The organism is Bartonella sp. DGB2 (assembly GCF_046843095.1).
In the GTDB taxonomy this organism is placed as follows: Bacteria; Pseudomonadota; Alphaproteobacteria; order Rhizobiales; family Rhizobiaceae; genus Bartonella.
Map to the genome: position 1 here is coordinate 86,558 of NZ_CP177325.1, position 23,448 is coordinate 110,005.

General features: G+C 43.8%; 17 protein-coding genes, 1 tRNA gene, 1 other RNA gene and 1 pseudogene. 7 read left to right on the plus strand and 13 right to left on the minus strand.

Annotated features, from left to right (window positions below; genetic code table 11):
- The first annotated feature begins 42 nt into the window (after positions 1–42).
- Entirely contained in the window at positions 43–1,020 is a 978-nt protein-coding gene (locus tag ACK28X_RS00465) for a tyrosine-type recombinase/integrase (protein ID WP_412057754.1), read from the plus strand.
- A gap of 171 nt (positions 1,021–1,191) precedes the next feature.
- On the opposite strand, the gene thiS is transcribed toward ACK28X_RS00465, so the two are convergent.
- The 4 genes from thiS to ACK28X_RS00485 form a co-directional block, all read right to left on the minus strand.
- Positions 1,192–1,389 carry a sulfur carrier protein ThiS gene (gene thiS, locus ACK28X_RS00470; protein WP_412057755.1) on the minus strand — a complete coding sequence of 66 codons (198 nt, stop codon included), beginning with the start codon at positions 1,387–1,389 and terminating at the stop codon, positions 1,192–1,194.
- Positions 1,386–2,342 (minus strand): FAD-dependent oxidoreductase, encoded by a 957-nt coding sequence (locus tag ACK28X_RS00475; protein ID WP_412057756.1) that lies wholly within the window; start codon positions 2,340–2,342, stop codon positions 1,386–1,388. The genes thiS and ACK28X_RS00475 overlap by 4 nt, the downstream gene beginning before the upstream one ends.
- Complete coding sequence (gene thiC, locus ACK28X_RS00480; RefSeq protein ID WP_412057757.1) at positions 2,339–4,180, minus strand: phosphomethylpyrimidine synthase ThiC; 1,842 nt, start codon at positions 4,178–4,180, stop codon at positions 2,339–2,341. The genes ACK28X_RS00475 and thiC overlap by 4 nt, the downstream gene beginning before the upstream one ends.
- A gap of 654 nt (positions 4,181–4,834) precedes the next feature.
- The gene (locus tag ACK28X_RS00485; RefSeq protein WP_412057758.1) at positions 4,835–6,112 is read right to left on the minus strand and encodes a porin; all 1,278 of its coding nucleotides are present in this window, start codon (positions 6,110–6,112) and stop codon (positions 4,835–4,837) included.
- 388 nt (positions 6,113–6,500) lie between these two features.
- Here ACK28X_RS00485 and ACK28X_RS00490 point away from each other — a divergent pair.
- Positions 6,501–6,591 (plus strand) — tRNA-Ser (locus tag ACK28X_RS00490).
- Positions 6,592–6,806: 215 nt separating this feature from the next.
- Here ACK28X_RS00490 and ACK28X_RS00495 read toward each other — a convergent pair.
- The 8 genes and pseudogenes from ACK28X_RS00495 to ssrA all read right to left on the minus strand — a co-directional run.
- Positions 6,807–7,151: pseudogene (locus ACK28X_RS00495) on the minus strand (hypothetical protein); the annotation flags it as partial.
- 1,268 nt (positions 7,152–8,419) lie between these two features.
- Positions 8,420–10,033, minus strand: a complete 1,614-nt coding sequence (locus ACK28X_RS00500) for a peptide ABC transporter substrate-binding protein (RefSeq protein WP_412057759.1) — start codon at positions 10,031–10,033, stop codon at positions 8,420–8,422.
- An 834-nt stretch (positions 10,034–10,867) separates the two neighbouring features.
- Entirely contained in the window at positions 10,868–12,691 is a 1,824-nt protein-coding gene (locus tag ACK28X_RS00505) for an aminopeptidase P family protein (RefSeq protein ID WP_412057760.1), read from the minus strand.
- A gap of 8 nt (positions 12,692–12,699) precedes the next feature.
- On the minus strand, positions 12,700–13,569 hold the full coding sequence (locus ACK28X_RS00510; protein WP_412057761.1) for a 50S ribosomal protein L11 methyltransferase: 870 nt from the start codon (positions 13,567–13,569) through the stop codon (positions 12,700–12,702).
- A 28-nt stretch (positions 13,570–13,597) separates the two neighbouring features.
- Entirely contained in the window at positions 13,598–14,179 is a 582-nt protein-coding gene (locus ACK28X_RS00515) for an SCO family protein (RefSeq protein ID WP_412057762.1), read from the minus strand.
- A 251-nt stretch (positions 14,180–14,430) separates the two neighbouring features.
- A complete protein-coding gene (locus tag ACK28X_RS00520) occupies positions 14,431–16,716 on the minus strand; it encodes an ATP-dependent helicase (RefSeq protein WP_412057763.1) in 2,286 nt (761 codons plus the stop codon).
- Positions 16,717–17,006: 290 nt separating this feature from the next.
- Positions 17,007–17,489 (minus strand): SspB family protein, encoded by a 483-nt coding sequence (locus ACK28X_RS00525; protein WP_412057764.1) that lies wholly within the window; start codon positions 17,487–17,489, stop codon positions 17,007–17,009.
- A 181-nt stretch (positions 17,490–17,670) separates the two neighbouring features.
- Positions 17,671–18,025: a transfer-messenger RNA gene (ssrA, locus tag ACK28X_RS00530) on the minus strand.
- A 62-nt stretch (positions 18,026–18,087) separates the two neighbouring features.
- Here ssrA and ACK28X_RS00535 point away from each other — a divergent pair.
- Positions 18,088–18,396 (plus strand): DUF2853 family protein, encoded by a 309-nt coding sequence (locus ACK28X_RS00535; protein WP_412057765.1) that lies wholly within the window; start codon positions 18,088–18,090, stop codon positions 18,394–18,396.
- Positions 18,397–18,433: 37 nt separating this feature from the next.
- Here the strand turns inward: ACK28X_RS00535 and ACK28X_RS00540 are convergent, their stop codons facing one another.
- Positions 18,434–19,741 (minus strand): MFS family transporter, encoded by a 1,308-nt coding sequence (locus ACK28X_RS00540; RefSeq protein ID WP_412058248.1) that lies wholly within the window; start codon positions 19,739–19,741, stop codon positions 18,434–18,436.
- A 201-nt stretch (positions 19,742–19,942) separates the two neighbouring features.
- On the opposite strand from ACK28X_RS00540, the gene ACK28X_RS00545 reads away from it, so the two are divergent.
- The 4 genes from ACK28X_RS00545 (at position 19,943) to hflC (ending at position 23,414) form a co-directional block, all read left to right on the plus strand.
- Positions 19,943–20,737 carry a thymidylate synthase gene (locus tag ACK28X_RS00545; protein WP_412057766.1) on the plus strand — a complete coding sequence of 265 codons (795 nt, stop codon included), beginning with the start codon at positions 19,943–19,945 and terminating at the stop codon, positions 20,735–20,737.
- Positions 20,734–21,249 carry a dihydrofolate reductase gene (locus ACK28X_RS00550; RefSeq protein WP_412057767.1) on the plus strand — a complete coding sequence of 172 codons (516 nt, stop codon included), beginning with the start codon at positions 20,734–20,736 and terminating at the stop codon, positions 21,247–21,249. Before ACK28X_RS00545 ends, ACK28X_RS00550 begins: the two co-directional genes overlap by 4 nt.
- A gap of 87 nt (positions 21,250–21,336) precedes the next feature.
- The gene (hflK, locus tag ACK28X_RS00555) at positions 21,337–22,509 is read left to right on the plus strand and encodes an FtsH protease activity modulator HflK (RefSeq protein ID WP_412057768.1); all 1,173 of its coding nucleotides are present in this window, start codon (positions 21,337–21,339) and stop codon (positions 22,507–22,509) included.
- Positions 22,510–22,511: 2 nt separating this feature from the next.
- Entirely contained in the window at positions 22,512–23,414 is a 903-nt protein-coding gene (hflC, locus tag ACK28X_RS00560) for a protease modulator HflC (protein WP_412057769.1), read from the plus strand.
- The last annotated feature ends 34 nt before the right edge of the window (positions 23,415–23,448 follow it).

The following is a 23,448-nucleotide window of genomic DNA, read 5'->3' on the forward strand; positions in this document are numbered from 1 at the left end:
ATCTAGTTTTGATTTATCAATAGGAAATGGAGGACTCAATATATGGTCAAAAAAAGAGGCAAGTCTTGGCAAGCCGATGTACGCGATAAAAGCGGTAAGAGACATAGGCCAACGTTTAAAACAGAATTGGAGGCTACTGCATGGGAACATAATGCACGTCTAGCTGTCTCTATGGGGCTAGCACCTCCAACTGCACCAGCTCTCAAAAAGACAAGAAAAAGCTACCTTGCGCCTAACAATTTGCGGGTATTGGGTAACCTTTTTGAGTTCGTGTGTCGTACCGAATGGTCGACTAAGCGTTCTTCGCGTATGTTAATCCTTAATGGACGGCATATATGCGAATATTTCGGCTACCAAAAGGACATAGCGGAAATAACCGCTAGCGATGTCACAGCAATGAAAATGAAGTTTGCAAGTCAAAAGTTAAGCATTTCAACAATCAATGCGAAACTTTCGGCACTTTCTAAAATGCTAAAGGTTGCTCTTGATCATGAGGTGATAACCAAACTACCTCGTCTTACATGGCACCCAATTGTTAAGACACGCTTTCGTTATTTAGAGGATCACGAAGAAGCAAACATATTGAAATATTTCCAAAACAATAACCTACCACTGATGCATGACTTTACAGCACTTTTATTAGACACTGGAGCGCGGTGTGTTTCTGAGATGTTACGCGTAAAGTGGAAGGATTTTGGTGAAGATTTTAAAAACGTAACCTTTTGGCACACGAAAACCAATAGGCCTCGTACCATACCCCTTACTAGCCGTAGCCGCGCTATCCTTAAGAGGCTTTCGAACAGTAAAGGAAAAAGTTCACGACCTTTTGAAGGCTTGACAGAACAACAAGCCCGTATAGAATGGCGCAGGATGTGTGATAACCTTCAGCTATTGGATGTTACTTTCCATACCTTACGATATACGTGTTGTACACGCTTATTAAAGCGAGGTGCAGATATACTTCGTGTTATGGAATGGATGGGGCACACCAGTATAAATACGACTATGCGTTATATGTAACTTAAGCCTAGTGCTTTAGAAAGCTCTTAAGCGCCAGCACTCGCTATAAAAACGCCTGCCTTTACCAATAAGGAAGGGTTCGCCATATGCTTAGAAAAAGACGTTAGTAAAATACTACCAAGGCAAGAAAATTCCCGAACTTTGTTATAAATATTTGATTTTTCTAGTATTTTATCCCCCTTGCATGGGGCTTAATACTTCAATTTTATCGCCATGGTTTAATAGCTGGTTGGAGCGTTCTTCCGCACGCACCAATTGGCCATTTACCGCAGTGGCAAGCCAATCTCCCTTATATTCTAGTTGATTGAGTAAAGTTTGTAAATTTGTTCCATTATAGGAAACCGCTTCCCCATTAACATAGATAATCATTTCTCTTCCATTATTTGTTGAACTAGTTTTTGCGCGATCAGCGGCGCTAAGAGATAGCCGTGGCGATAAAAGCCGTTAATATAGAATACGTTTCCCGCGCGTTTAAGCTGGGGGATATTATCCGAATAAGCTGGTCGTAGAGCAGCATTGGCTTCAATAACTTCTGCTTCGGCGAAGCTGGGATGCAGCGCATAGGCCGCATTTAAAAGCTCCATCATTGAACGCGCTGAGATAGCATGTAATGAATCGCTTTCGATCATTGTTGCCCCTACCATAAATATATGGTCATCACGCGGCACAACATAAAGTGGGATGCGGGGGTGCAAAAGTCGAATCGGGCGGTTCAGACTGATATCAGGGTTTTTGAGTAATAACATTTCGCCTCTCACCCCGCGTAAATCTAGGTCAGAGACTGCATTTGCAATGCCTGTAGCATCAATAATAAGATCAAAAGCACTCTCATCAATGACGGAGTTGGTGAAAGTAACTCCATTTTCTTTCAAATGTGATTTGAGGGTAAGAAGCGCTTGACGTGGGTCAATGTGCGCTTCATCGGCGTAGAAAAGCCCATGTATGAATCGTTCTTCCAGATTGGGTTCAAGTTTTTGGATGCCTGCTTTATCTACCCATTTATAGCCGCGCGTGCGGGTGCTAAAGCGTTGTAATTCCGTGCTATCGCGACTCTTTGCTACAACAAGCGTGCCAGCTTGTTTATAAAGCAGCGGTAGGGTTTCGCGCCACCATAGCATAGATTGTAGACCTTCAGTCTCAATACAAGGGTCAGCGCTTTCACGCTCACAATGGGGGGCGAGCATACCGCCAGCATACCAACTCGCAGATCCAATAGGCGCTAGTGGAGGCGCAGCAACGGTAAGTCGCGCCCCCTTTTGCCACAGGGCATAGGCAGCTGTGAGACCGCCCACGCCCGCGCCCTTGACTAAAATATGCTTCAACTTTCTACCACTTGTTTTTCTATATCAGCTTGCTCCATATAAAGAGCACCACCATCTTGGTATTTTTTTGCCATGGCGCGCATGCCTTCTTCTTTAGTTTTTTTTGCCTGTGCTTCATCACGAATATCATGAGAAATACGCATGGAGCAGAATTTTGGCCCACACATAGAGCAAAAATGGGCCAATTTATGGGCCTCTTTTGGCATAGTTTCATCATGGAAGGCGCGTGCTGTATCGGGATCAAGCGCTAGGTTGAATTGATCTTGCCAGCGGAAATCAAACCGCGCTCGCGACAAAGCATTATCGCGCATTTGCGCGCTGGGAAGCCCTTTGGCCAAATCGGCTGCATGGGCGGCGATTTTATAGGTCACTACCCCTACCTTTACGTCATCCCTATTGGGTAAGCCCAAATGTTCTTTTGGCGTAACATAGCAAAGCATTGCAGTTCCAAACCAGCCGATCATCGCCGCCCCAATGGCGGAGGTGATGTGATCATAACCAGGAGCGATGTCAGTTGTAAGAGGCCCTAAAGTGTAAAAAGGAGCCTCATGGCAATGCACCAATTGTTTATCCATATTTTCTTTGATTTTATGCATGGGGACATGGCCAGGGCCTTCAATCATCACCTGAACGTCTTTTGTCCATGCGTGTTTTGTAAGTTCACCCAAAGTTTCGAGTTCAGCAAATTGGGCGCGGTCATTGGCATCGGCAATAGAGCCAGGGCGCAGTCCATCACCCAAGGAAAGGGAAACATCATACGTACGTGCGATGTCACAGATTTCGTCAAAATGTTCGTAAAGAAAACTTTCTTTATGGTGGTGGAGACACCATTTTGCCATGATAGAGCCGCCGCGTGAGACAATGCCCGTCACGCGGTCGGCGGTGAGGGGAACATAGGCCAAGCGGATGCCTGCGTGAATGGTAAAATAATCTACCCCTTGTTCAGCCTGCTCAATCAAAGTATCTCGAAAGACTTCCCAAGTCAGGTTTTCGGCGACGCCATGGACTTTTTCTAAAGCTTGATAAATCGGTACGGTTCCAATTGGTACGGGCGAATTGCGCAATATCCATTCACGAATATTATGAATGTTGCGGCCTGTGGAAAGATCCATCACCGTATCAGCGCCCCAGCGGGTTGCCCATACCATTTTTTCTACTTCTTCTGCCATTGAGGAAGTAACAGCGGAATTACCGATATTAGCGTTGATTTTGACCCGGAAATTGCGACCAATAATCATGGGTTCGCATTCGGGGTGGTTGATGTTTTTGGGGATGATAGCACGTCCACTTGCAATTTCTTGGCGCACAAATTCAGGTGTAAAAAAGGCTGGCATTGCCCCCGTGTCAACGTTACCTATTGCTTCGTTTTGGCTCTGCGAGGGAGGCATAGCCCCAATATTTTCGCGCAATGCGACATATTCCATTTCGGCGGTGATAATTCCCGCCCGCGCATAGGCCATTTGGGTGACAGCTTTGCCCTGTTTAGCACGCCGCACTTCATGTCTAGAGCCTGGGAAAACAGGGGTTACATGAGATGTGCTGACAAAGCCATTATCTGCGGCTTGAACGGGGCGGGCTGGATAGGTTTCTGTATCGTTGCGCGCTTCTACCCATGCTTCTCCAATTGCGGGTAGCCCCTTTTCAATGGCAATGGTTGTTTCTGCATCCGTATAGGGGCCTGATGGATCATAGACCCATAGAGGGGGTTCGCCGCTTTCTTTTGTGAGTGTTATTTCACGGAATGGAACGCGGATTTCTGGAAAGAGCTTGCCATGTTGATAAACCTTGCGTGATGCTGGAAGAGAGCCACAGCTGACAGACGGGGCGTTTTTTGGCATTTATTTCTCCTAAATATAGCGAGTCCTAAAAGGTCACTGGAAGACTAAGCAAAACAGCGCAATGGTAGAATGGATGGCAAATATAGCAAAGTTTGCCGCTGCAAACCAAAGGTTATAGAAGCCAGACATCATTCCCTCTGCTAGTATGCTGGATTAGGTACAACAGATTTACTGCGCTACAGAGGCGCTTATTAGCACTTTTATATGTGCAGCGCTTCTTAGATGTACCTTTAAAAATCATGCGCTTTTACGCGTCCTTTGTCAATTATAATTAGGGTTATATCTATACTTCGCTATACGGATTTACAGTTTTCTGTCCGAAGGTTTATATTGTTTTGGTAAAAGCTTGATGAAAATGGTTATGCTTTTTTTGTGTTCCTACGCTCACTTAAATAAGATGGGCAGGGTAAGCGTCTGGAGCCTCATAGCGTAAAATATGAACTAAGCTTTCGTTAAAGCACACAAAACAGGAAGCGCGAAGTCAAACTTGTTTTCATTGACTCTAGGCCATATAGTAAAGGGTCTGTGGTGCTGAATAGAACCAATTCTGTGTTTATAGCGCCGAGAGTGCAGTAGGGAGAATATCCAGAAAGTGAAAGGCCAAGGGTTTAACCTTGGCCTTCCTTTTTATCTATCCCTTAATAAGCCAAGTAATTAGAATTTGCGTGAAATCCGTAATTGACCTTTAAAAGCGGTTTTTCCCTTTAAAGAATACTCTACAGTTTCTTCAGCAGCTGTGAGTGAAAAGGAGTCATTCCAAGCAGTGTAGGCGATTTCTGGTGTGATCACCAGATCTTTCACTAAGGTGTAATCAACCCCAGCTACCGCAGAAAATGTTTGTTTTTCGTCATAAGAAAGCTGTACGTTTACATTTGCTTTTGGTGTTGCTTTCAAAGTGGTACCACCCCAGACAGCCCATGAGCCACCCCATGTGGCGTAAGCAGATTGAGGAACGCGGTAGGCAAGTGCTGGAGCGCCTAGTAGGTCTGAAGGTTTGTCAGCAATGTAGTAATCTTTCGAGGATTTGTAACCACCCATTAACCAAACATTAAATTGGTCGTTGACGTTGAGGTCAGCACGAAGTTTTCCAGCCCATTTCGCAATGTCAGATTCATAGACAGCAGAGGCAGCAAGCCCACCCCAACCTTGAGTGAATTTTAAACCACCTACAATATTGGGTACATTATCTTTGTTGATACCGCCAATGGTGTCGTCGTCTCCAGCATAATCCTCTTTAGGAGCATCATTTACAATCGCATAATGTTCAACGAGGCCTTCTTTATTAGTAATGCTACCCCATTTATCATCACTATATTTCAAACCTTGTTCGGCGCCTATAAGAGCGGAGAAGCCATTGCCAGCGTTAAAGGTGTAAGCAGCGTAAATGGTTTTTGGACCATCATTAGGGGTGATGTTTCCATCATTAATAACAGCCCCGTAGCCGCCTACCCAATCGTTAAAGTTTGTTCCCGCATAACCTATGCGCAAGCCACCAAGCGAAAGGTAGGCACTGGAGACGGAAGCGGCAGGGCCATCGCTATTGCCATTTGCATATTTGTAGGAAATCGTACCGGTGCTACGCAACGTACCAAGTTCGGTTTCCGAAGCTGTAGATGCCGATAGCTTGAAGTTAATAGCAGCGCTATAGGTGCTGTTATTCAGCTTATTATCCCATACGTCTGCGTCTTTTTGTTTTTTGCCAAGCTGAAAAGTGTCAACATTATCGCCAGCTGTGAGGTCGCTGTAAACAGAACCGCTAAATTTCAAGCAGGTTTCCGTACCTGGAATATAGAAATATCCTGCTTCATAAGCATCGCAAGAGCGAAGCTCTTTCCCAGCATCAGGCACGGCTATCACTGGACTGGCAGCGTAAGCATTGGATGCAAGAAGAGCCGTGGCTACAGATCCTAAAAGGAAGGTTTTAATGTTCATATGTGTCTCCAATTATTTGCTAAACGGCAGTTACACCCCGATAGCCCCAATGAGGCGCCCCGTTACTTCAAAATACCAATCCTTGCGGTTGATACAATGGTTAATTATAGTTAGTCGGTTTGTTGCTATATATTTTGAGGCACTGTTGCATAAACAACACTATTTTAGCTCATTTCCTCCATATTAGGTCTATTTTATAAAGTGTCTTTTATAATTTTTTTTAACGAATCATTTTTACAAAGCGTTTTTTATCTTAAATCAATTTATATTACGATTTATTACAAGTTATAGAAAAATTGTTTTTTGCATGCCGTTATTAAAAGGACAATGGTTAGGGCACGAGAAAAAGGCTTGAAATTTTAGATAAGACCGTTTATTGCCTTTTCTTGGAGAGGTGGCCGAGTGGTCGAAGGCGCTCCCCTGCTAAGGGAGTAGGGCTCAAAAGGCTCTCGTGGGTTCGAATCCCATCCTCTCCGCCATTGTCTTTGCCGAAGGAACGAATAAAAGGCAATGTTGAGCAAATCCAAAAAAGAAAAGTAGCCCAACAAAATTATAAATATTACAATATTTGCCTTGTTAGGTTTTTGATAGGCATTAAACTAGGTGCTATAGGTTTTTTGCATTTTACCTCATTAAAAAACGCTCACAGTTGTCTGTAAGCGCCCTTTACTTTTAACTATACGAAAGAAGGAGCCTAGGAAGGTTCTTCCGTTGTGACTTCAATCGCATATTCGGGACATAAAATACCGTGCCCAGCTCTATACTGAGCGGTCAAAAGCGTAGCTTTATAGGTGGGTATCCAATCTATAGAGGTGGTTATCCCCTTAAGCATAACCGTAGCTACCGCATCCTTATGCATGAAGTGAAAGGCCGTCTTAGAGAAATCACCGCGATAGCGTGGAAGTACATCACTATCTGCGCTTTGATTTCCTTGTGGTAGATTAATGGTACTCACAAGGGTAATACCAGCAACCGTACCCAACCTACCTTCTGCAAGAGAGCCATCGCCACCCCAATTCTTATTAATAAGGTCGGTAGTAGCCGCGGCCGCACAGTAGGTAGTAGGAGAGACAAAGCAAAAGCGGTCTGTTTCTGGAACCTTTTTGTGAAATTATTTAACTTCGGAATCATAATAATAGCGCTGCTTAGAAGCGTAGAAATAATATATAATACTAATCTTTTATAAGAAAATATAATTTGATAAATTGAGCTAAATATTCGCGATAGAGAAATAGAAAATTTTGGGAAACGTTCTCTGATAATAAAGCAGATGTAAGCTTTTTATATCTTCTTCAATATTTGCTATTCGACTTGTTAATCTATTTTGGATATTTTCTGCCATGAGAGCGCCATAAATAACCACCGCGATTCCGAGTCGAAAAGTATTGATGATGCCAGTAGCTCGTCCTACTTCTTCTTCCCTTACAACACTTAAATAAGGCTTACAACAAGCATAGCATTTGCAGAAAAGGCTTTATTTGTATCTTTTCCAGCAAGGAGGAAAAAAACCAAAACTGGAGCGGTCAAAGCTAACATAGTTAATCTAAAAACAAAAGTAGAAGTTTTCTTTATATATATTATCTATGTTGTAAAACAAGTTAATAGAGTCATAAAGAAAAAACTAGCAAAAACAGGTATTGTTATTATGGATAAAAATAAAAATTTAACATAGGATTTTTAGTCAGTTTCTCTATGAAAATACATAGTAACAGTATACCAAAAATCAAAAAATAAATTGTAAATTTATCGCTTCACCCGTGCTGCGTTCCCCCGTATTATAGCAATCTCTTTTAGCTTATTTTTTGAGTTGGAATAGACCTAGAAAATTATATAACTCATAATAAAGGTACGTATGAACTAGAAAAATCAAGCGGCAACCTACCACGCTTGACAGCCAACCTGATAAGGTGGGATCAAAAGTGATACCAAAACTATTGTACCAAAAAAGGTGAATGCACGTACACGAGCGCTCGTCTCAAAATTTTGGATAATGATAGAACTACCGCAAGTAAATACCGCCCCCCCCTGACACCACCCAAGCCTTGGGAAAAGTCCAGCACATAGATATGATAACTGTAACACAGATGCAATAAAATAAATTAATGATCCAGCTACAAAAGACCTTTTTCTACCAAAATATTGCCAATCCCTTCCCCAGGCCAATGTAAAGCTCGCGAACGTCAAGTTAAAACTATTCTGTTTTTGCTGATGGTCATTTCCTCCTGGAACGCGCTAATCTGGTTTTTCTCAATTTTTCTTAGAGCGCTCTATTAAGCGGCTGGCGGAAGCATGGCTTGTGTGAATAGGTTAATTTTCTATAGAATAGAATTTGAATGAAGTGCCTGGGAAAGGGCTTTCACCTAATCCTTTAAGCCATGGTTTGCGCAGCGTATTAGAAACTATCGTAGCATAGGGAATGATCGGGGCATCCCTAGCAATTAGATCTTCGGCTTTTTGATAAAGGGCGTGGAGAGCTGTTGCATTGGGCGCCGTTAAAACCTCAGCCATAAGTTTATCAAAGTCTGCGCTATGATAGGAGCCCATATTATTACTATTGCTTGTCATTAAAGTGTCGAGGAAGGTAGAAGGATCGTTATAATCAGCACACCAAATTCGTTGGACGAATTCAAAATTACCTTGTTGAGTATTTTGAAGCAATGTTTTCCATTCTTGGTTATCAAGTTTGATTATAACATCAATGTTTTGTTTATACATTGCCGCTAAAGCAATGGCGAATTGTTGGTTGCTGGGCGCTGTAGCATAAGAATAGGTTAACACAAGGGGGTTGTTTTTATTATATCCTGCTTCTTCTAGTAGTTTTCTTGCTTTCTCATTGCGTTGTTTCTGCGTTAAGTTAGAGATTTCATCAGGGATAGTGAAATTAGCATTATTCATGTATGTGGGTGTAAGACTATAAGTAATAGCAAGACTGCCTTTGAATACTTTATTATCAATTGCATCGCGGTCAAAAGCCAATTGTAGCGCTTTGCGCACCCGTACATCAGCCACTTTTTTCATATTGAAAGCGACTGATGACGTGCAAGCGATAGGAGAGCGGTGGTATTCTTGCGGGTATTCTTTTTTTGCTTTTTCTAAAAGAGTGACTGGGAAGCTTACAACAGCTATGTGTAGCTCATTGGCACGATAACGGTTATAAGCAGAAAGCGGATTGGAGATTTCTAGGAAAATTACGTGAGGGATTGTCACATGATCGCGATCCCAATAAGTTGGGTTCTTTTTAAATTCAATTTTTTCATTCACTACGTGATTCGTAAGGAGATAAGGTCCGTTGACCACAATATTTTTAGCTTTTGTCCATGAGTCTCCATATTTTTCTATTACACTTTGCTTGACGGGGCTTAGTGCGGGAAGAGCCAACATATCAATAAAATAGGCCAAAGGCTGGGTGAGAGTAATCTCAAGGGTGTGGTCATCAATGGCTTTGACCCCAAGATCTTCAACACTTGCTTTGCCGATAGCAGCTTCTGCTGCGCCTTTTACATACGCTTGCGCGAGGTACATCCCATTGGGTGAGGCGGTTTTTGGGTCAACGAGACGGCGAAAGCTATAAACAAAATCTTGTGCAGTAACAGGCGACCCATCGCTCCAGCGCGAGTCTTCTCGTAAATGGAAGGTCCAGATCAGATTATCTTTATTATCCCAAGATTTGGCGACACCAGAAACCGTTTGGCCTTTATTATCCCTAACGGTCAGGCCTTCAAATAATTGGGAAATTACAGCGTCAGATGTGGTGTCCCCTGCGAGCTGTGGGTCGAGAGTGGGGGGCTCTATAGTGTTGTTATAAATGACCGTATCGTGTTTGTCGTTTGCTTCAATGGCCAGTACGGGAAGTGGTAGAAGCCCGACGCTGAGCGTTGTTGCGCACAATAAAAGGGTATGGACGGTTTTGTTACAAATCATAGCTGTTTCCTCCTCTTTAAAATGGTAAGATTACCACTGATTAGAAATTAGTACACTATAAATTTTACATAATTTTGACGTATTACTGATTTTTCAAAGTGTATTTTTTCCTTTCTGCGTGTAGTGTTATATTGTTTAATCCACGAGATGTTCCCATATATAAATGTGTGCACAGCTTGATTAATTGCCAGTGGTATGTATATTTATCTTCATTAAAAACGCGAGTATAAATAAATATATTATGATAATGCTTAAAAAAACTAGAGATTTTTAATAGTTTCACCATGGGTGATTTTTTAGTTATAAATGCGCGCCCGTGCGATATGAAAGAAATATACCTTATAGGCATGGATGCCTAGTCTGACAGATTAAATAAATTAGAATGTTTAGAATTATGTAAAAACGAAAAAAATACAATAAAGAGATTTGGCACTATCTGAAATATGGGTGCGCAATAGTAAGTCCATTAACTTTCTATTAAATATATTAGATAGCCTAAACAATGTAGGATCAATATAAACAGAAGCATGTTTTGGAAATAAAGTATACAATAGAAAATTAATTTATTATGTAATTAAAAAATACTATAAAGTTTACAATAAATTTGATTTATTATAAATTCTGATATAGATAAAAATTTTTATGAGAGATTTCTTTTCAAATAAATAAATCATATAAAGATACTCAAAGTTAATACGCAATAAGCAGATCCATAAAAATAATAAATTTCATACAGACGAGAGGCCGCTTTTAGGCGAGCTATGGGGGATGATTTATATCTTTTGCTGGAGAGGGCTGTTTGAAGGCCCCCGCGCCAAATACTGGTGCTAAGTCTCATAAGGCGGTAGTTGCCTTTTTTAACCACGCTTGCTCGTCTACATTCAAATAAGTATATGTACGTTTGTATATATCAGCATGATAGGCATTAACCCAAGAGCGCTCCTCTTGGGTTAAGAGTTCTACAGCAATCAGCCGTTTGTCAATGGGGCAGAGAGTAAGTGTTTCAAACCCTAACATGGCGAGATCACCACCCTCAATAGTTTGTTGCTCGTGCACTAGTACTAAGTTTTCAATGCGTATACCAAAAGCACCGTCGCGGTAATAGCCAGGCTCGTTAGAAAGAATCATACCTGCTTTCAATTCCTGCATGCCGCGGGAGGAAATATTTTGTGGTCCTTCATGAACGCTTAGATACGAACCTACGCCATGGCCGGTGCCGTGGGCGTAATCACGTCCTGCTTTCCATAAAGCATTGCGAGCCAAAACATCAAGATCTATGCCGCGGGTGCCAGGCGGAAAACGAGCGCAACTTAAAGCGATCATCCCTTTTAGCACTTGCGTGAAGCATTGCTTTTCTTCTGCACCTACTTCGCCAATGGCTATGGTACGCGTGACATCGGTCGTACCATCGCGGTATTGTGCGCCTGAATCGACCAAATAAAGCATGCCCGCTGTTAAGGTTTTGTTGGTTTTAGTGCTAGTGCGATAATGGATAATTGCACCATTAGGTCCTGCTCCTGAAATCGTGTCAAAAGAAAGATCAAGTAGGGGCTCGCCCATTTTTTTTGCAATTTCTTCGCGGAATGTCTCTAGCGCTTGGGCTGCGCTTATTTCAGTAACACGCCCCGCCGGCTGGGCATCAAGCCAAGCAAAAAAGCGAATTAGCGCAATGCCATCGCGCAGATGTGCTTGCCGCGCTCCTCCGCGCTCAATTGGGTTTTTTATAGCGCGAGGTAATCGGGCTGGGTCACGCATTTCTACTACCATACCGCCATGATTTATCACTGCCATATAGAGTCTTTCGTTGCATAGCGTTGGGTCAAGACCAAAGGTCTTTTTAGATTGTGCCTCCTCAGCAATAAAGGAAAGAAGTGCTTTTGGTGGATGTACAACACAATAGGGCTGTAGATAGGTGGATATTTCTTCTGATAGTTTGCGTGGGTCGATAAATAGGTGTGCAGGTCCTTCTTGACTGATTATAGCAAAAGATAAAGGTAATGGGGTTCTTGGTACGTCTTGCCCGCGAATATTGAAGACCCAAGCGATAGAAGAAGGATCTGTCAAAATTGTGTAATCAACTTGCGCTTCTTGAAGATCGGCGCGTAAGATGGCCAACTTATCCTCAGCTTTTTGGCCTGCATACGCTATAGGGTGGATAGAAACTGGTGTTAAAGGTGGAGCAGGCTGGTCATCCCATATTTTATCAATTGGGTTTTCTTCTATAGCGCGTAAAACGCCGCCCTTTGCGGCGAGGGCTTTACGCAAATTGGCAATATCTCCCATGGTATGAAGCCAGGGATCAAAACCAATGGTACGACCTGCTGCTCGTTCTGCCAGCCAATGAATGAACTTGGTCTGGGCTATATCTTCATAGGAAAAAAGCGCTGCATCAGTTTCTGCTCGCACTTGCAATTTGTAGCGCCCATCGGTAAAAATTGTAGCGCTGTCATGAAAAATGATTGCAAAACCCGCAGAGCCAGTAAAACTGGTTAGCCAAGCTAAACGCTGGGCACAGGGCGGAACATATTCACCTTGATGTTCATCGCCACGCGGTACTAAAAACCCATCAAGCCCCAAATTCTTTAATTCTTGTCGTAGAGCTGTCACGCGTTTTGCCGCGTATTGAGGGGCGCTTGTTTCTTCAAAGGATTGATACATGGTTCCTCCTATCGTGTAAGGTATAAACAAACCCAGCCGTTTTGTGTAATCTTATCGTGATGATCTAGCCCTAAGCTTTGATAAGCTTGTAAAACGCGCGTGCCTTGTTCTTCTAATATGCCTGATAAAATAATGCCTCCCCGGGGAGCTAAAGCGCTCACCATTTCTGGAGCAAGCGCAATTAAAGGGTTAGCAAGAATATTGGCGATGATTAATTCAAATGGAGCATGGGTAGCTAAATTAGGGTGAGCAAAACCATCAGCGGTGATTAAATCAATGTATTGAGATACTCCATTTAAGCGCACATTATCGGTTGCAACGCTAATGGCGATAGGATCAATATCAGATGCTAAGACGGGGATTTTATAGGCCATAGCTAAAGCAATAGCCAAAACGCCGCTCCCCGTACCAAGGTCTAGGGCATTGCGTGGTGCAAGTGTTTCGATATGTTTGCTAATCATAGCGAGACAGCTTGCGGTGGTGTCGTGGTGGCCAGTACCAAAGGCTTGGCCTGCATCAATCTCAATGGCAAAATCATTTTTGTTTACTTTATCGCGGTCATGACTCCCATGAACAAAAAAACGCCCAGCGCGCACCGGCTTGAGCTTTGCCAAGCTACAGCTCACCCAATCTATATCAGGTATAAACTCAAGTGCTACATCCGCATATGAAATTGCGCAAAGTGTAGCAAATTCGTATTGCATGCGGGCAGGGTCATCGGTTTCTATGTAAAGTGAGACCTCATAGAGGTCGGTCTTTTCATCAATCTCTGTGAGGGCTAAGGGGTAGCCTTCTTCTTCAAAAGCATTATCTAAAATTTGGTAGAGCTGTTCAGCATGGGGCTGTTTGGTGGTAAAGGAAAGGCGGATATGAGGCAAGGCGGGATCCTATCAACTAAATATATTTTCAAGATTGGGCGAGCTTTTTCAAGCGCTCTAGGGCAATTTCATCCTTGAGTTCATTATTGTTTTCTTCGACGTTATAGGGAATAATACCAGCAAACCTTCCGCCTTTTTTCATCAAGATAATTGCTGCTGTGTGGTCATAGGTATAGTCACCATCTTCGCCTTCGACTTTTTTGGCAGCAATGTTAAAGGAGGCGACCATAGCATGAACTTTAGCAGGGTCGCCGCTAATGCCTACCACCTTATTGGTAAAGTTAGAAAGATAATCATGTAGTACTTCAGGCGTATCGCGTTCAGGGTCAACAGTGACAAACCATACGCCTAGTTTGTCGGCTTCAGGACCTAGCTTGTCAAGCCATTGAGTGAGCTCTCCAAGGGTTGTAGGGCAAATATCCGGACACATAGTGTAACCGAAAAAGATGGCGGTAGGCTTGGCTCGGATATCATCTTGAGTGACGGTGCGGCCATTAGAATCGACAAGTGTGAAATCAGCTCCCAAGGGGCGGTTGACCAGCGCATCGTAACCAAAAACTGAGGCAACAAAAACTCCTGTTAAAACTATAATATAAGCAACAGCTTTCATAAAATATCTCCGTTTGAGATAAACCCATGGCTTTATGCCGTGCGGATTTAAAGGTAATTGCAATCTAATAACGGGGTAAAGTTGTATATATAATTCACCCGCAAACCATTAGATAGTGCCTACGTTGTTGGATAAGAACACTATGCGATAAAGTAGAACGCAATTCAAGTGAGGTATTACGCCGCTATGTTTGAGCGTTCTTTGAAATGGCGTTAGCTCGCTTGGGGTAAGTTGCAGGATCTGATCCGCCTCTAAGAGGCGGCTTTTTTAACAAAATCAAACATAACACGTTTTTCACCGGCTTTGTCGAAATGGATGGTTAATTTATCTCCATCAATTAAGATGACTGAACCATTTCCAAATTTGTTATGGAACACCCGTTCACCTAAAGTGAAAGTTACTTTTTGAGTTTGGATATCGATGGTTTTTCCGCTAAAACGCGTTGCATTATAGGGCTCGCGATCTGCACCCTTATGTTGGACTGATGTCCGCCTATAAGAGCTATCACGCTGGTGTGAAGGGGTAGGAATCTCAATATGATCAGGCGGTAATTCGTCCAAGAAGCGTGAGGGGTTAGTGCATTGCCAAAAGCCATGGATAAAGCGGTTAGACGTAAACCAAATGTGTAAATATTTACGGGCTCTTGTAAGTCCTACATAGGCGAGACGGCGTTCCTCTTCAAGACCAGCGCGCCCTTCGTCGTCTAGAGCCCGTTGGTGGGGAAAAAGTCCTTCTTCCCAACCAGGTAGAAAAATCGTTTCAAATTCTAATCCCTTGGCAGCATGTAAGGTCATAATGGTTACTGCTTCAGTATCTTCTTGTTGCTCAATATCCATAACCAAGCTTATATGTTCTAAGAAACTATCTAGGCTCTCGAATGCTTCCATGGAGCGGATTAGTTCTTTTAGGTTTTCTAGTCGACCTGCTGCTTCGGGCGCAGGGTCATTTTGCCACATGGTTGTATAGCCAGATTCATCCAAAACCATTTGAGCCAATTCAGTGTGGGGTATATGAGGAATCTGCTCTTGCCAATGGGCAAATTGCTCGAGTAAGCCACGCAAAATGGCACGCGGTTTAGTGCGCAAGCTACCATTTTCTACGCTCTGCCATGCTGCTTTGAAAAGCGATGTTCCTTGTATGCGCGCTTGCTCATAGAGGAGGCGTACCGTCACATCGCCTAAGCTACGCTTGGGTGTGTTAATTATGCGCTCAAAGGCGAGGTCATCATCGGATTGGCGTATGACACGCAGATAAGCCAAGGCATCTCGGATCTCAAGCCGTTCATAAAAGCGCGGGCCACCAATTACTCGATAATTTAGCCCCATGGTGAGGAAACGGTCTTCGAATTCGCGCATTTGGAAAGAAGCACGTACCAAAATAGCCATAGAGTTAAGATCTTTTCCTGCTATCTGAGCGGCTTCTATTTCTTCACCAATGGCGCGCGCTTCATCGGTACTATCCCAAGCTGCATGCACGTGGATTTTTGGGTCGTCTGGCGCGCTGCGGTGGGCAAAGACCGTTTTACCAAGCCGACCTTCATTATGAGCGATAAGATGAGCAGCACTTGCCAAGATATGATTGGTTGAACGATAATTGCGCTCAAGCCGAATGACGGTTGTGTTAGGAAAATCTTTCTCAAAACGTAGGATATTTTCAATATTAGCGCCCCGCCAGCTATAAATTGCCTGGTCATCATCGCCTACACAACATAGATTCACCAACCCATTTGTCTTATTTTGTGCTAGAAGCCGTAACCATAAATATTGTGCGGTATTCGTGTCTTGATATTCATCCACCATTATGTAGCGGAATTTGCGATGATACTCGGCCAATATGTCTGGATTATGCTGGAATAGATGGATAGGATGCAATAAAAGATCGCCAAAATCGCAGGCGTTGATTGTTTTTAGTCTTTGCTGATAGGCAGCGTAAAGTTCCTGTCCACGACCTTGGGCAAAGGAGTAGGATTCGTTAAGCGGTGCACGTTCTGGTCTTAAGCCACGATTCTTCCACTGGTCAATTAAAGCTGCAAGATGGCGGGCTGGCCATCGTTTTTCATCAAGCCCTTCTGCTTGAATGATTTGCTTTAAAAGGCGGATCACATCATCGCTATCAAGAATAGAAAAATTACTTTCTAGGCCGACAAGCTGGGCATGGCGGCGAAGCATTTTCACCCCAATAGAGTGAAAGGTACCAAGCCAAGGCATGCCTTCCACATCACCACCCAAAAGCCGACTGACCCGCGTTTTCATCTCGCGTGCTGCTTTGTTGGTGAAGGTCACACTTAAAATTTGGCTGGGAAAAGCAAGCTTTTGTTGCAGAATATGGGCGATACGACTGATAAGGACCCGCGTTTTTCCTGTTCCTGCTCCAGCAAGCACTAAAACGGGCCCCTCAGTGGCGAGCACCGCTTGTTTTTGTTCGTGGTTGAGATCCTCAAGATAAAGGCTATCTTTCTCTCCTTGGTTGCGGGTGGCAAGCGCTTTTGCGGCAATAGTAGAAGTTTTTTGCAAGGTAGGGGAGGAAAAATCATCCATAATGAGGCCAGTTCATTGTTGCATTAAGGGGAAGTATCTTAGCTAGATTTAGATGAAAAACCACCCCCATCCGCTTGTAATTATTTTCATTCTAATTGGCTTGGGGCGTCCAAATTTATATCTATTTATACATAGGGCGATTAGCCGGCATACGGCCTTATTATGTTTAGTTCTGGGAAAAAAGCGTTTGATACACAAAAGTGCTAGTGCGCATTTTTCGCGTTGCCCTTTGGTTAAGGGTCTTGTAGCGCTTTTTTATGCTTCCCCCGTAGATTTCAAAAGCGTAATCGTTATTTATTTTTGCGAAAAGCATCAAGCGATACAATATCGGCGCCGGTAGTTGATTTTTCTTCTGGAAGAGATACAGCTGAATCTGCTTCTAGCACTGGCGCATCCACGGTTGGCATTGCAGGCTCGACGGGCAGATCAAAGGCAGTTTCAAAAGAGGCCGCTGGGTCACAAAAAACTTGGATTGCATGAAATGGAATGGTAAGCTTTTCCATGATATGATCAAAGGAAAGGCCAATATCAAAACTGGTTTCACCAACGTAAAGGTCTTTATATTGCCTTTGGATTACAATAGTCATTTTCTCAGGATAACGGGCTTTTAAGCGCGGTGAAAGCTTTACCCCCGCCACGTTAGTTGCAAAGGTGATAAAAAAATGATGATCCCCGGGTAATCCAGCTTGAGCAACCTCTGACAAAACTTTACGAATCACGCTACGAAGCGCGTCTTGCACAAGAATATCATAACGGATTTGATCTTGGATCATCGCAGCCCATCCTACTTTATCTACACGCCCTTGCTTGGTTAAGCAAAAGCGACACCGTAATTATTTTCCTTGTTGCCTCTTCTTTTTTTAGGGCTTTGACACTTTAATCAAGTGCCTGTAATTAATCTATTTTAGGCTCATGACCTCTCATAGAGAAGGCTATATGGAAAACTAAGTATTTAGTGAAGGCTTCTGTTGCCAGGTGCCTCCGAACCCCGCTTAAACCTGCGACGGTTTAAGGCTTAATTTGAAGCGTTCGCACCGCAATTAAGCAGCGAGACGTGCTTCCGCATAGTTGTCGTTTGCAACTACTAATTTAGTCCGATAACGGTGGTACAATACCGAGTAAAAGAGCAATCTTTACGCCTTTGTCGATCCTATTTCGCCCCCTTCATAAATCAACCCAATAGGTTAATTTATGGTGGAGGCGCCGGGTACCGCCCCCGGGTCCAATAGGTTTATTCCATTGTCCATTTATTACTATAGCTAAAACTAGCCTCTCATATATAAGCCAAGACAGGGGCAAAGGGAAGGGGTTGTCGATAATTTTATCGCGCTAATTATAAGGCTAAAGCTTGACTAAGAGGAGTGTAATTTTATGCGCGATTATGTGGCAGATATTAAGGCTTATGACTCTAACCCTAATCACGAGGCGATAGAAAAACTAGCGAAGCGTTTAGAGCTTACCATGCGTAATGCAGATGCCGCCCTAGTGGCGACAAGTGATCCAGCAGAAGTTGCACGGGTGGAAAAGAACTTTGCGCAAGGTACACTCAAAGCTACACCAGAAGCAGCAAAAGAAGCTGTAAAAAGGGTAGCGATGATGATGAAAGGTGACCGAGCCAAAAATCGTATCACTTTTTATTACCTAGTTGCTAAGGATTTAAATGCATTTGATAGGCTTTAAAAGCCAAAAAGTATGGCACTTTTTGGCTTTTGCGTGTTTAGTGGATATCATCTCCTTGTAGATAACCGCTTTTACGGGCATCTGGCGTGAAAAGTGCGGCGATAAAGGCCAAGCCAACCATGCCACTGACATAATAGTAAAAGAGCTCCTCGTGCCCTATGTCTTTTAGCCACAGAGCTACAGTTTCGGCTGATCCGCCGAAAATGGCATTGGCAATGGCGTAAGCCAAACCTACGCCTAGAGCGCGCACAGATGCTGGAAACATTTCCGCCTTCACAATGCCTGCTACTGACGTATACATAGCCAGAACACACATCATACCAACAACACCTATTAAGGCTATTTCTATAGTTCCTGCATTTTTTATAAAATGTAAAGCAGGGATAGTGGCGAGTGTAGAAAGACCACTCCACAACAAAAGTGAAGTGCGGGTGCCGATTTTATCGGCTAAGGCACCCAAAAGGGGCTGAATCAGCATGAAGACAAATAAGGCGGCCGTCATAATGGTGGTGGCGGTGTATTTATCAAAGCCTGCGGAGGTGATGAGGTATTTCTGCATATAGGTAGTATAAGTATAAAAGCTCAGGGAGCCGCCAGCTGTGAACCCCACAACTAGAAAAAAGGCTTTGCGGTGGTTGCGTAACAAACTTATCACGCTTCCCGCTTCTTTGTTCTGTTGTGTTTGCGGCGCTACGCTTTCAGGAAGACTGCGGCGCAGATAAAGGGCCATAATGGCGGCTAAACCGCCGATGAAAAATGGGATTCGCCAGCCCCACGCTTTTAATTCTGGTTCAGATAAAGAGAGCGTAAGTAGAAAGACGACAAAGCTTGCTAAAAGTTGGCCACCAATAAGGGTAACATATTGAAAAGAGCTAAAGAAGCCGCGTCGCCCTTTCAAGCCCATCTCACTCATATAAGTAGCGGTTGTTCCATATTCGCCGCCAACGGATAGGCCTTGTAGCATTCGTACTAAAAGTAGCAAGAAAGCGGCTGCAATGCCGATTGTCTCATAGGTGGGGAGGAGGGCAATTAAAAAAGAGCCAGCGCACATCATATAGATAGAGATAAGCATGGAGCGCTTACGACCATAGCGGTCGGCAATACGCCCAAATAACCATCCACCAATGGGTCGCATCAAAAAGCCGATAAAAAATACCCCCGCCGCTTTTAAAAGTTCCGCTACGGTATCTCCATTGGAGGGAAAAAATTGCGAGGCAAAATAAATGGAGGTAAAAGAATAGATGTAAAAATCATACCATTCCACTAGGTTGCCAGATGCACTGGCAGTGATTGCAAAAATGCGTTTGCGCGTGTTTGGGGGCTGAATACGGGCCTCTTGGGCAATATCACTCATGTTTTTTTCCATAATTTGCTCTATGTTAATTCCATTTTTTGGTGGGAATAGCGTTTTTTTAGGCCAACGTCATCTTTTTTATTTACATGTCGCGCATGCGACCCTCGGGTGGTTGTGTGCAAGCTCTTGAAATTTTATGTATAATATTGGAAGCTTATTCCGTTTATAAAAAAAATGTTTATAAAGGTGCTTATGAAGATTTATCTAGATCTCTTATCGTATGTTTTAGAATGTGGGGTCGATCGTTCCGACAGGACAGGCACGGGCACGCGCTCCATTTTTGGCTATCAGATGCGTTTTGACCTTAAGTCGGGTTTCCCCCTGCTTACTAGCAAAAAAATGCATCTTCGCTCTATTATTTATGAGTTGTTGTGGTTCTTGCGCGGTGACACTAATATTCATTGGTTGAAAGAAAACAACGTATCCATTTGGGATGAATGGGCTGATGAGGCAGGCAATTTGGGTCCAGTTTACGGCGCGCAATGGCGCTCATGGCCGGCTCCTGATGGCCGATTCATTGATCAGATAACCAATGTCGTAACGATGATCAAAACAAACCCTGATTCGCGCCGGCTTATTGTCTCTGCTTGGAACCCCGCTGCAATCGATGAAATGGCGTTGCCTCCGTGTCATTGCTTATTTCAATTTTATGTAGCCAATGGCAAATTATCTTGCCAGCTTTATCAGCGATCGGGTGATATCTTTCTGGGCGTGCCGTTTAATATTGCTTCTTATGCACTTCTTACCATGATGATTGCTCAAGTGACAGGACTTGAATTGGGAGAATTTATCCATACGCTTGGCGATGCACATCTTTATAAAAATCATTTTGCACAAGCGCGTGAACAATTATCGCGCACTCCTTATTCGCTTCCGCATATGGAGCTGAACCCCGCAGTTGATAATATTTTTGGCTTTCAATACAAGGATTTCACCCTGAAGAATTACCAATCTGCTACGGTGATAAAGGCACCAATTGCCATATGAGTTTATTATTATATCTTATTAGTGCGGTAGCTCAAAATGGCGTCATAGGGAAAGACGGCGCTATGCCATGGCGGCTTGGGACGGATTTGCAACGCTTTAAAAGCTTAACCCTTGGTCACCCTATTATTATGGGGCGCAAAACTTGGCAAAGCTTGGGGCGGCCGCTTAAGGGGCGGGCGAACATTGTTATATCTCGCGATAAGAGCTTTGCTCCGCAAGGGGCTTATATCGCGCATAGTTTTCCAGAAGCCGAAGCACTTGCTACTGCTCATGCTACACATTTTGGTGTTAATGCCGCTTTTATCATAGGGGGAGGTGAGATTTACAAGCATTATTTACCCTTTGTAAAGACGATGTTTTTGACCGAAATTTTAAGCTCCGTGCCAGGGGATAGTTTTTTCCCCCCTTTCGATAAAAGCGCTTGGCAGATTGTCGCATGTGAAAACACTCCTATATCTGATAAGGATGAATACCCCACTCGTTTCGTGACTTACCAAAGGCGATTCTGCTAAATTCTTATATAAATGCGCTGTCTTGCATTGAAACTGGGGGGGGCAGTCCCTATAAGGGGTATATCAAATTTGTGTGATGAGGTGAGAATGCCCTGGACAAACCAAAATGGAAACGGCCCGCAGGGCGATGGCGGTGACCGGAATCGGAATAAACCTACAGATAATGAAAAAAGCCCATGGGGACAGAGACCCAAGAGCTCTCAACCAAGCGGTGGGGGGCATGGTCCTGATATTGACACGCTATTGCGCAAGGGGCAAGATCATTTTAAACAAATGGGCAATGCGTCGCTTATTCTTTTAGCAGCCGCGGTGGTGGTGATTGTGTGGCTAACGCAGGCGGTCTATGTCGTTCAGCAAAATGAACAGGCAGTGGAATTACGTTTTGGGGTGCCAAAACCTGGAATTATTGGCGATGGCTTGCATTTTCATTTTTGGCCAATTGAAACTTATATGAAATTGCCGCTAACGGAAAAAACCATTGCCATTGGTGGTAGCGGCGGATTACAACAAAGCGATGGTTTGATGTTGTCAGGCGATCAGAACATCGTCAATGTCAATTTTTCTGTTTATTATCGAATTTCTAACCCGACCCAATATTTATTTGACGTCAATGATCAAGAAGGTACAGTGCGGCAGGTTGCGGAAAGCGCCATGCGTGAGGTTATCGGTTCACGCCCTGTTGATGACGTATTGCGCGACAAAAAGGAAGAAGTGGCCGATAACGTAAAAACTGTTATTCAAGCTACGGTCGATAAATACCAATTGGGCGTTGAGATTACCCAAGTTTCGATTAGCGAGGCGGCGCCCCCTACTAAAGTGGCGGCGGCGTTTAATTCTGTCCAACAGGCACAGCAAGAGCGGGGTCGTATGGTGGAAGAAGGAAACCGCGTACGGTTTAATAAGTTAGGGCTTGCTAACGGTGAAGCCTCGCGTACGCGTGAGGTGGCGAAAGGGGAAAAAGCGCGTATGGTTGAAGAAGCAACAGGTCAGGCCGAACGCTTTCAAGCTATCGCTCGTGAAGCGGCGGCAGCGCCTGAAGCAACCCGCTACCGTCTTTACATGGAAATGATGAGTCGCATTCTCGCTTCACCAAATAAATTGGTGATCGACCAAAAGGATTCGGCGGTGGTGCCGTATCTTCCACTTAATGGAATGATGACAAATATGCCTCAAAGCGGTTCTGCGCCGAAAATAGAGCAACAAAATCAGCTATCCAAAAGTGGGTCTCCTGTGGATACAATCTTTAGTGGAGGTCGTTAATTATGCGGCAGAACCGTCTTTACATTATTATTGGGGTGATTGTTGCTCTTCTTTTCGGTCTTTGGCTTTCTGCTTTTATTGTTTTTCCACGTCAGCAAGTGGTGGTGAAGCGCTTTGGACAGATTGTACGCGTTGAACAAAAACCAGGGATTTATTTCAAAGTTCCCTTTGTTGATCAGGCGTTAGTCGTTGATAATCGTCTTTTGCGTTATGATCTGCCTACTCAATCAGTGCAGGTGCGCGGAGGGGCTTATTATGAAGTGGATGCGTTCTTTATTTACCGCATTACTGACCCGCGGCTATTTTTGCAAAGGATTGCTTCGGGTCGACCGCAAATTGCGGCGCGGGAAAATTTAGCACCGCGTTTTATTGATGCTTTGAGAGCCGTTTACGGAAAGCGTGAATTTAAGGCAGCTCTTTCGGATGAACGTAACGCTATGATGGCGGAGGTACAAAGCCAATTTTCTAAAGATGCTAGCTCTCTTGGGATAACTATTGTGGATGTGCGCATTCGTAAAACAGACCTTACCGATGCCGTTTCTGAAGATGTTTATCGACAAATGGCAGCTGAACGGGAAGCGGTGGCAGAAAACATTCGTGCTCGCGGCCAGCAAGAGCGTGATCGTATCATTGCCGAGGCTAATCGTGAATATGAAGAGATTGTAGCGGCGGCAAAACGCGATGCTGAAATTACTCGCGGGGAAGGGCAGGCTGAGAGTATTCGTATATTATTAGCGTCCCGTGCTACCAATCCAAGTTTTTATGACTTTTGGTTGGCGATGGAAAATTATAAGAACTTAGAAAAAACACCGATGGTTATTTCGCCACGTGAGGACTTTTTCTCCTATTTTCATCATCCAGCTGCCGCTAAGGGAGATCCTAGCCGCCTGACAAGTAGCAATTAATGGAACCTTGCGAAGTTAGGTGCCAATAAAATGG

Bases quoted from the DNA above. Each gene is read 5' to 3' on its own strand.
- thiS (WP_412057755.1), bottom strand. From the start codon at position 1,389: ATGATTATCTATGTTAATGGGGAAGCGGTTTCCTATAATGGAACAAAT.
- ACK28X_RS00520 (WP_412057763.1), bottom strand. From the start codon at position 16,716: ATGGATGATTTTTCCTCCCCTACCTTGCAAAAAACTTCTACTATTGCC.
- hflK (WP_412057768.1), top strand. From the start codon at position 21,337: ATGCCCTGGACAAACCAAAATGGAAACGGCCCGCAGGGCGATGGCGGT.
- ACK28X_RS00500 (WP_412057759.1), bottom strand. From the start codon at position 10,033: ATGATTTGTAACAAAACCGTCCATACCCTTTTATTGTGCGCAACAACG.
- thiC (WP_412057757.1), bottom strand. From the start codon at position 4,180: ATGCCAAAAAACGCCCCGTCTGTCAGCTGTGGCTCTCTTCCAGCATCA.
- hflC (WP_412057769.1), top strand. From the start codon at position 22,512: ATGCGGCAGAACCGTCTTTACATTATTATTGGGGTGATTGTTGCTCTT.
- ACK28X_RS00505 (WP_412057760.1), bottom strand. From the start codon at position 12,691: ATGTATCAATCCTTTGAAGAAACAAGCGCCCCTCAATACGCGGCAAAA.
- ACK28X_RS00550 (WP_412057767.1), top strand. From the start codon at position 20,734: ATGAGTTTATTATTATATCTTATTAGTGCGGTAGCTCAAAATGGCGTC.
- ACK28X_RS00525 (WP_412057764.1), bottom strand. From the start codon at position 17,489: ATGATCCAAGATCAAATCCGTTATGATATTCTTGTGCAAGACGCGCTT.
- ACK28X_RS00545 (WP_412057766.1), top strand. From the start codon at position 19,943: ATGAAGATTTATCTAGATCTCTTATCGTATGTTTTAGAATGTGGGGTC.
- ACK28X_RS00515 (WP_412057762.1), bottom strand. From the start codon at position 14,179: ATGAAAGCTGTTGCTTATATTATAGTTTTAACAGGAGTTTTTGTTGCC.
- ACK28X_RS00465 (WP_412057754.1), top strand. From the start codon at position 43: ATGGTCAAAAAAAGAGGCAAGTCTTGGCAAGCCGATGTACGCGATAAA.
- ACK28X_RS00485 (WP_412057758.1), bottom strand. From the start codon at position 6,112: ATGAACATTAAAACCTTCCTTTTAGGATCTGTAGCCACGGCTCTTCTT.
- ACK28X_RS00535 (WP_412057765.1), top strand. From the start codon at position 18,088: ATGCGCGATTATGTGGCAGATATTAAGGCTTATGACTCTAACCCTAAT.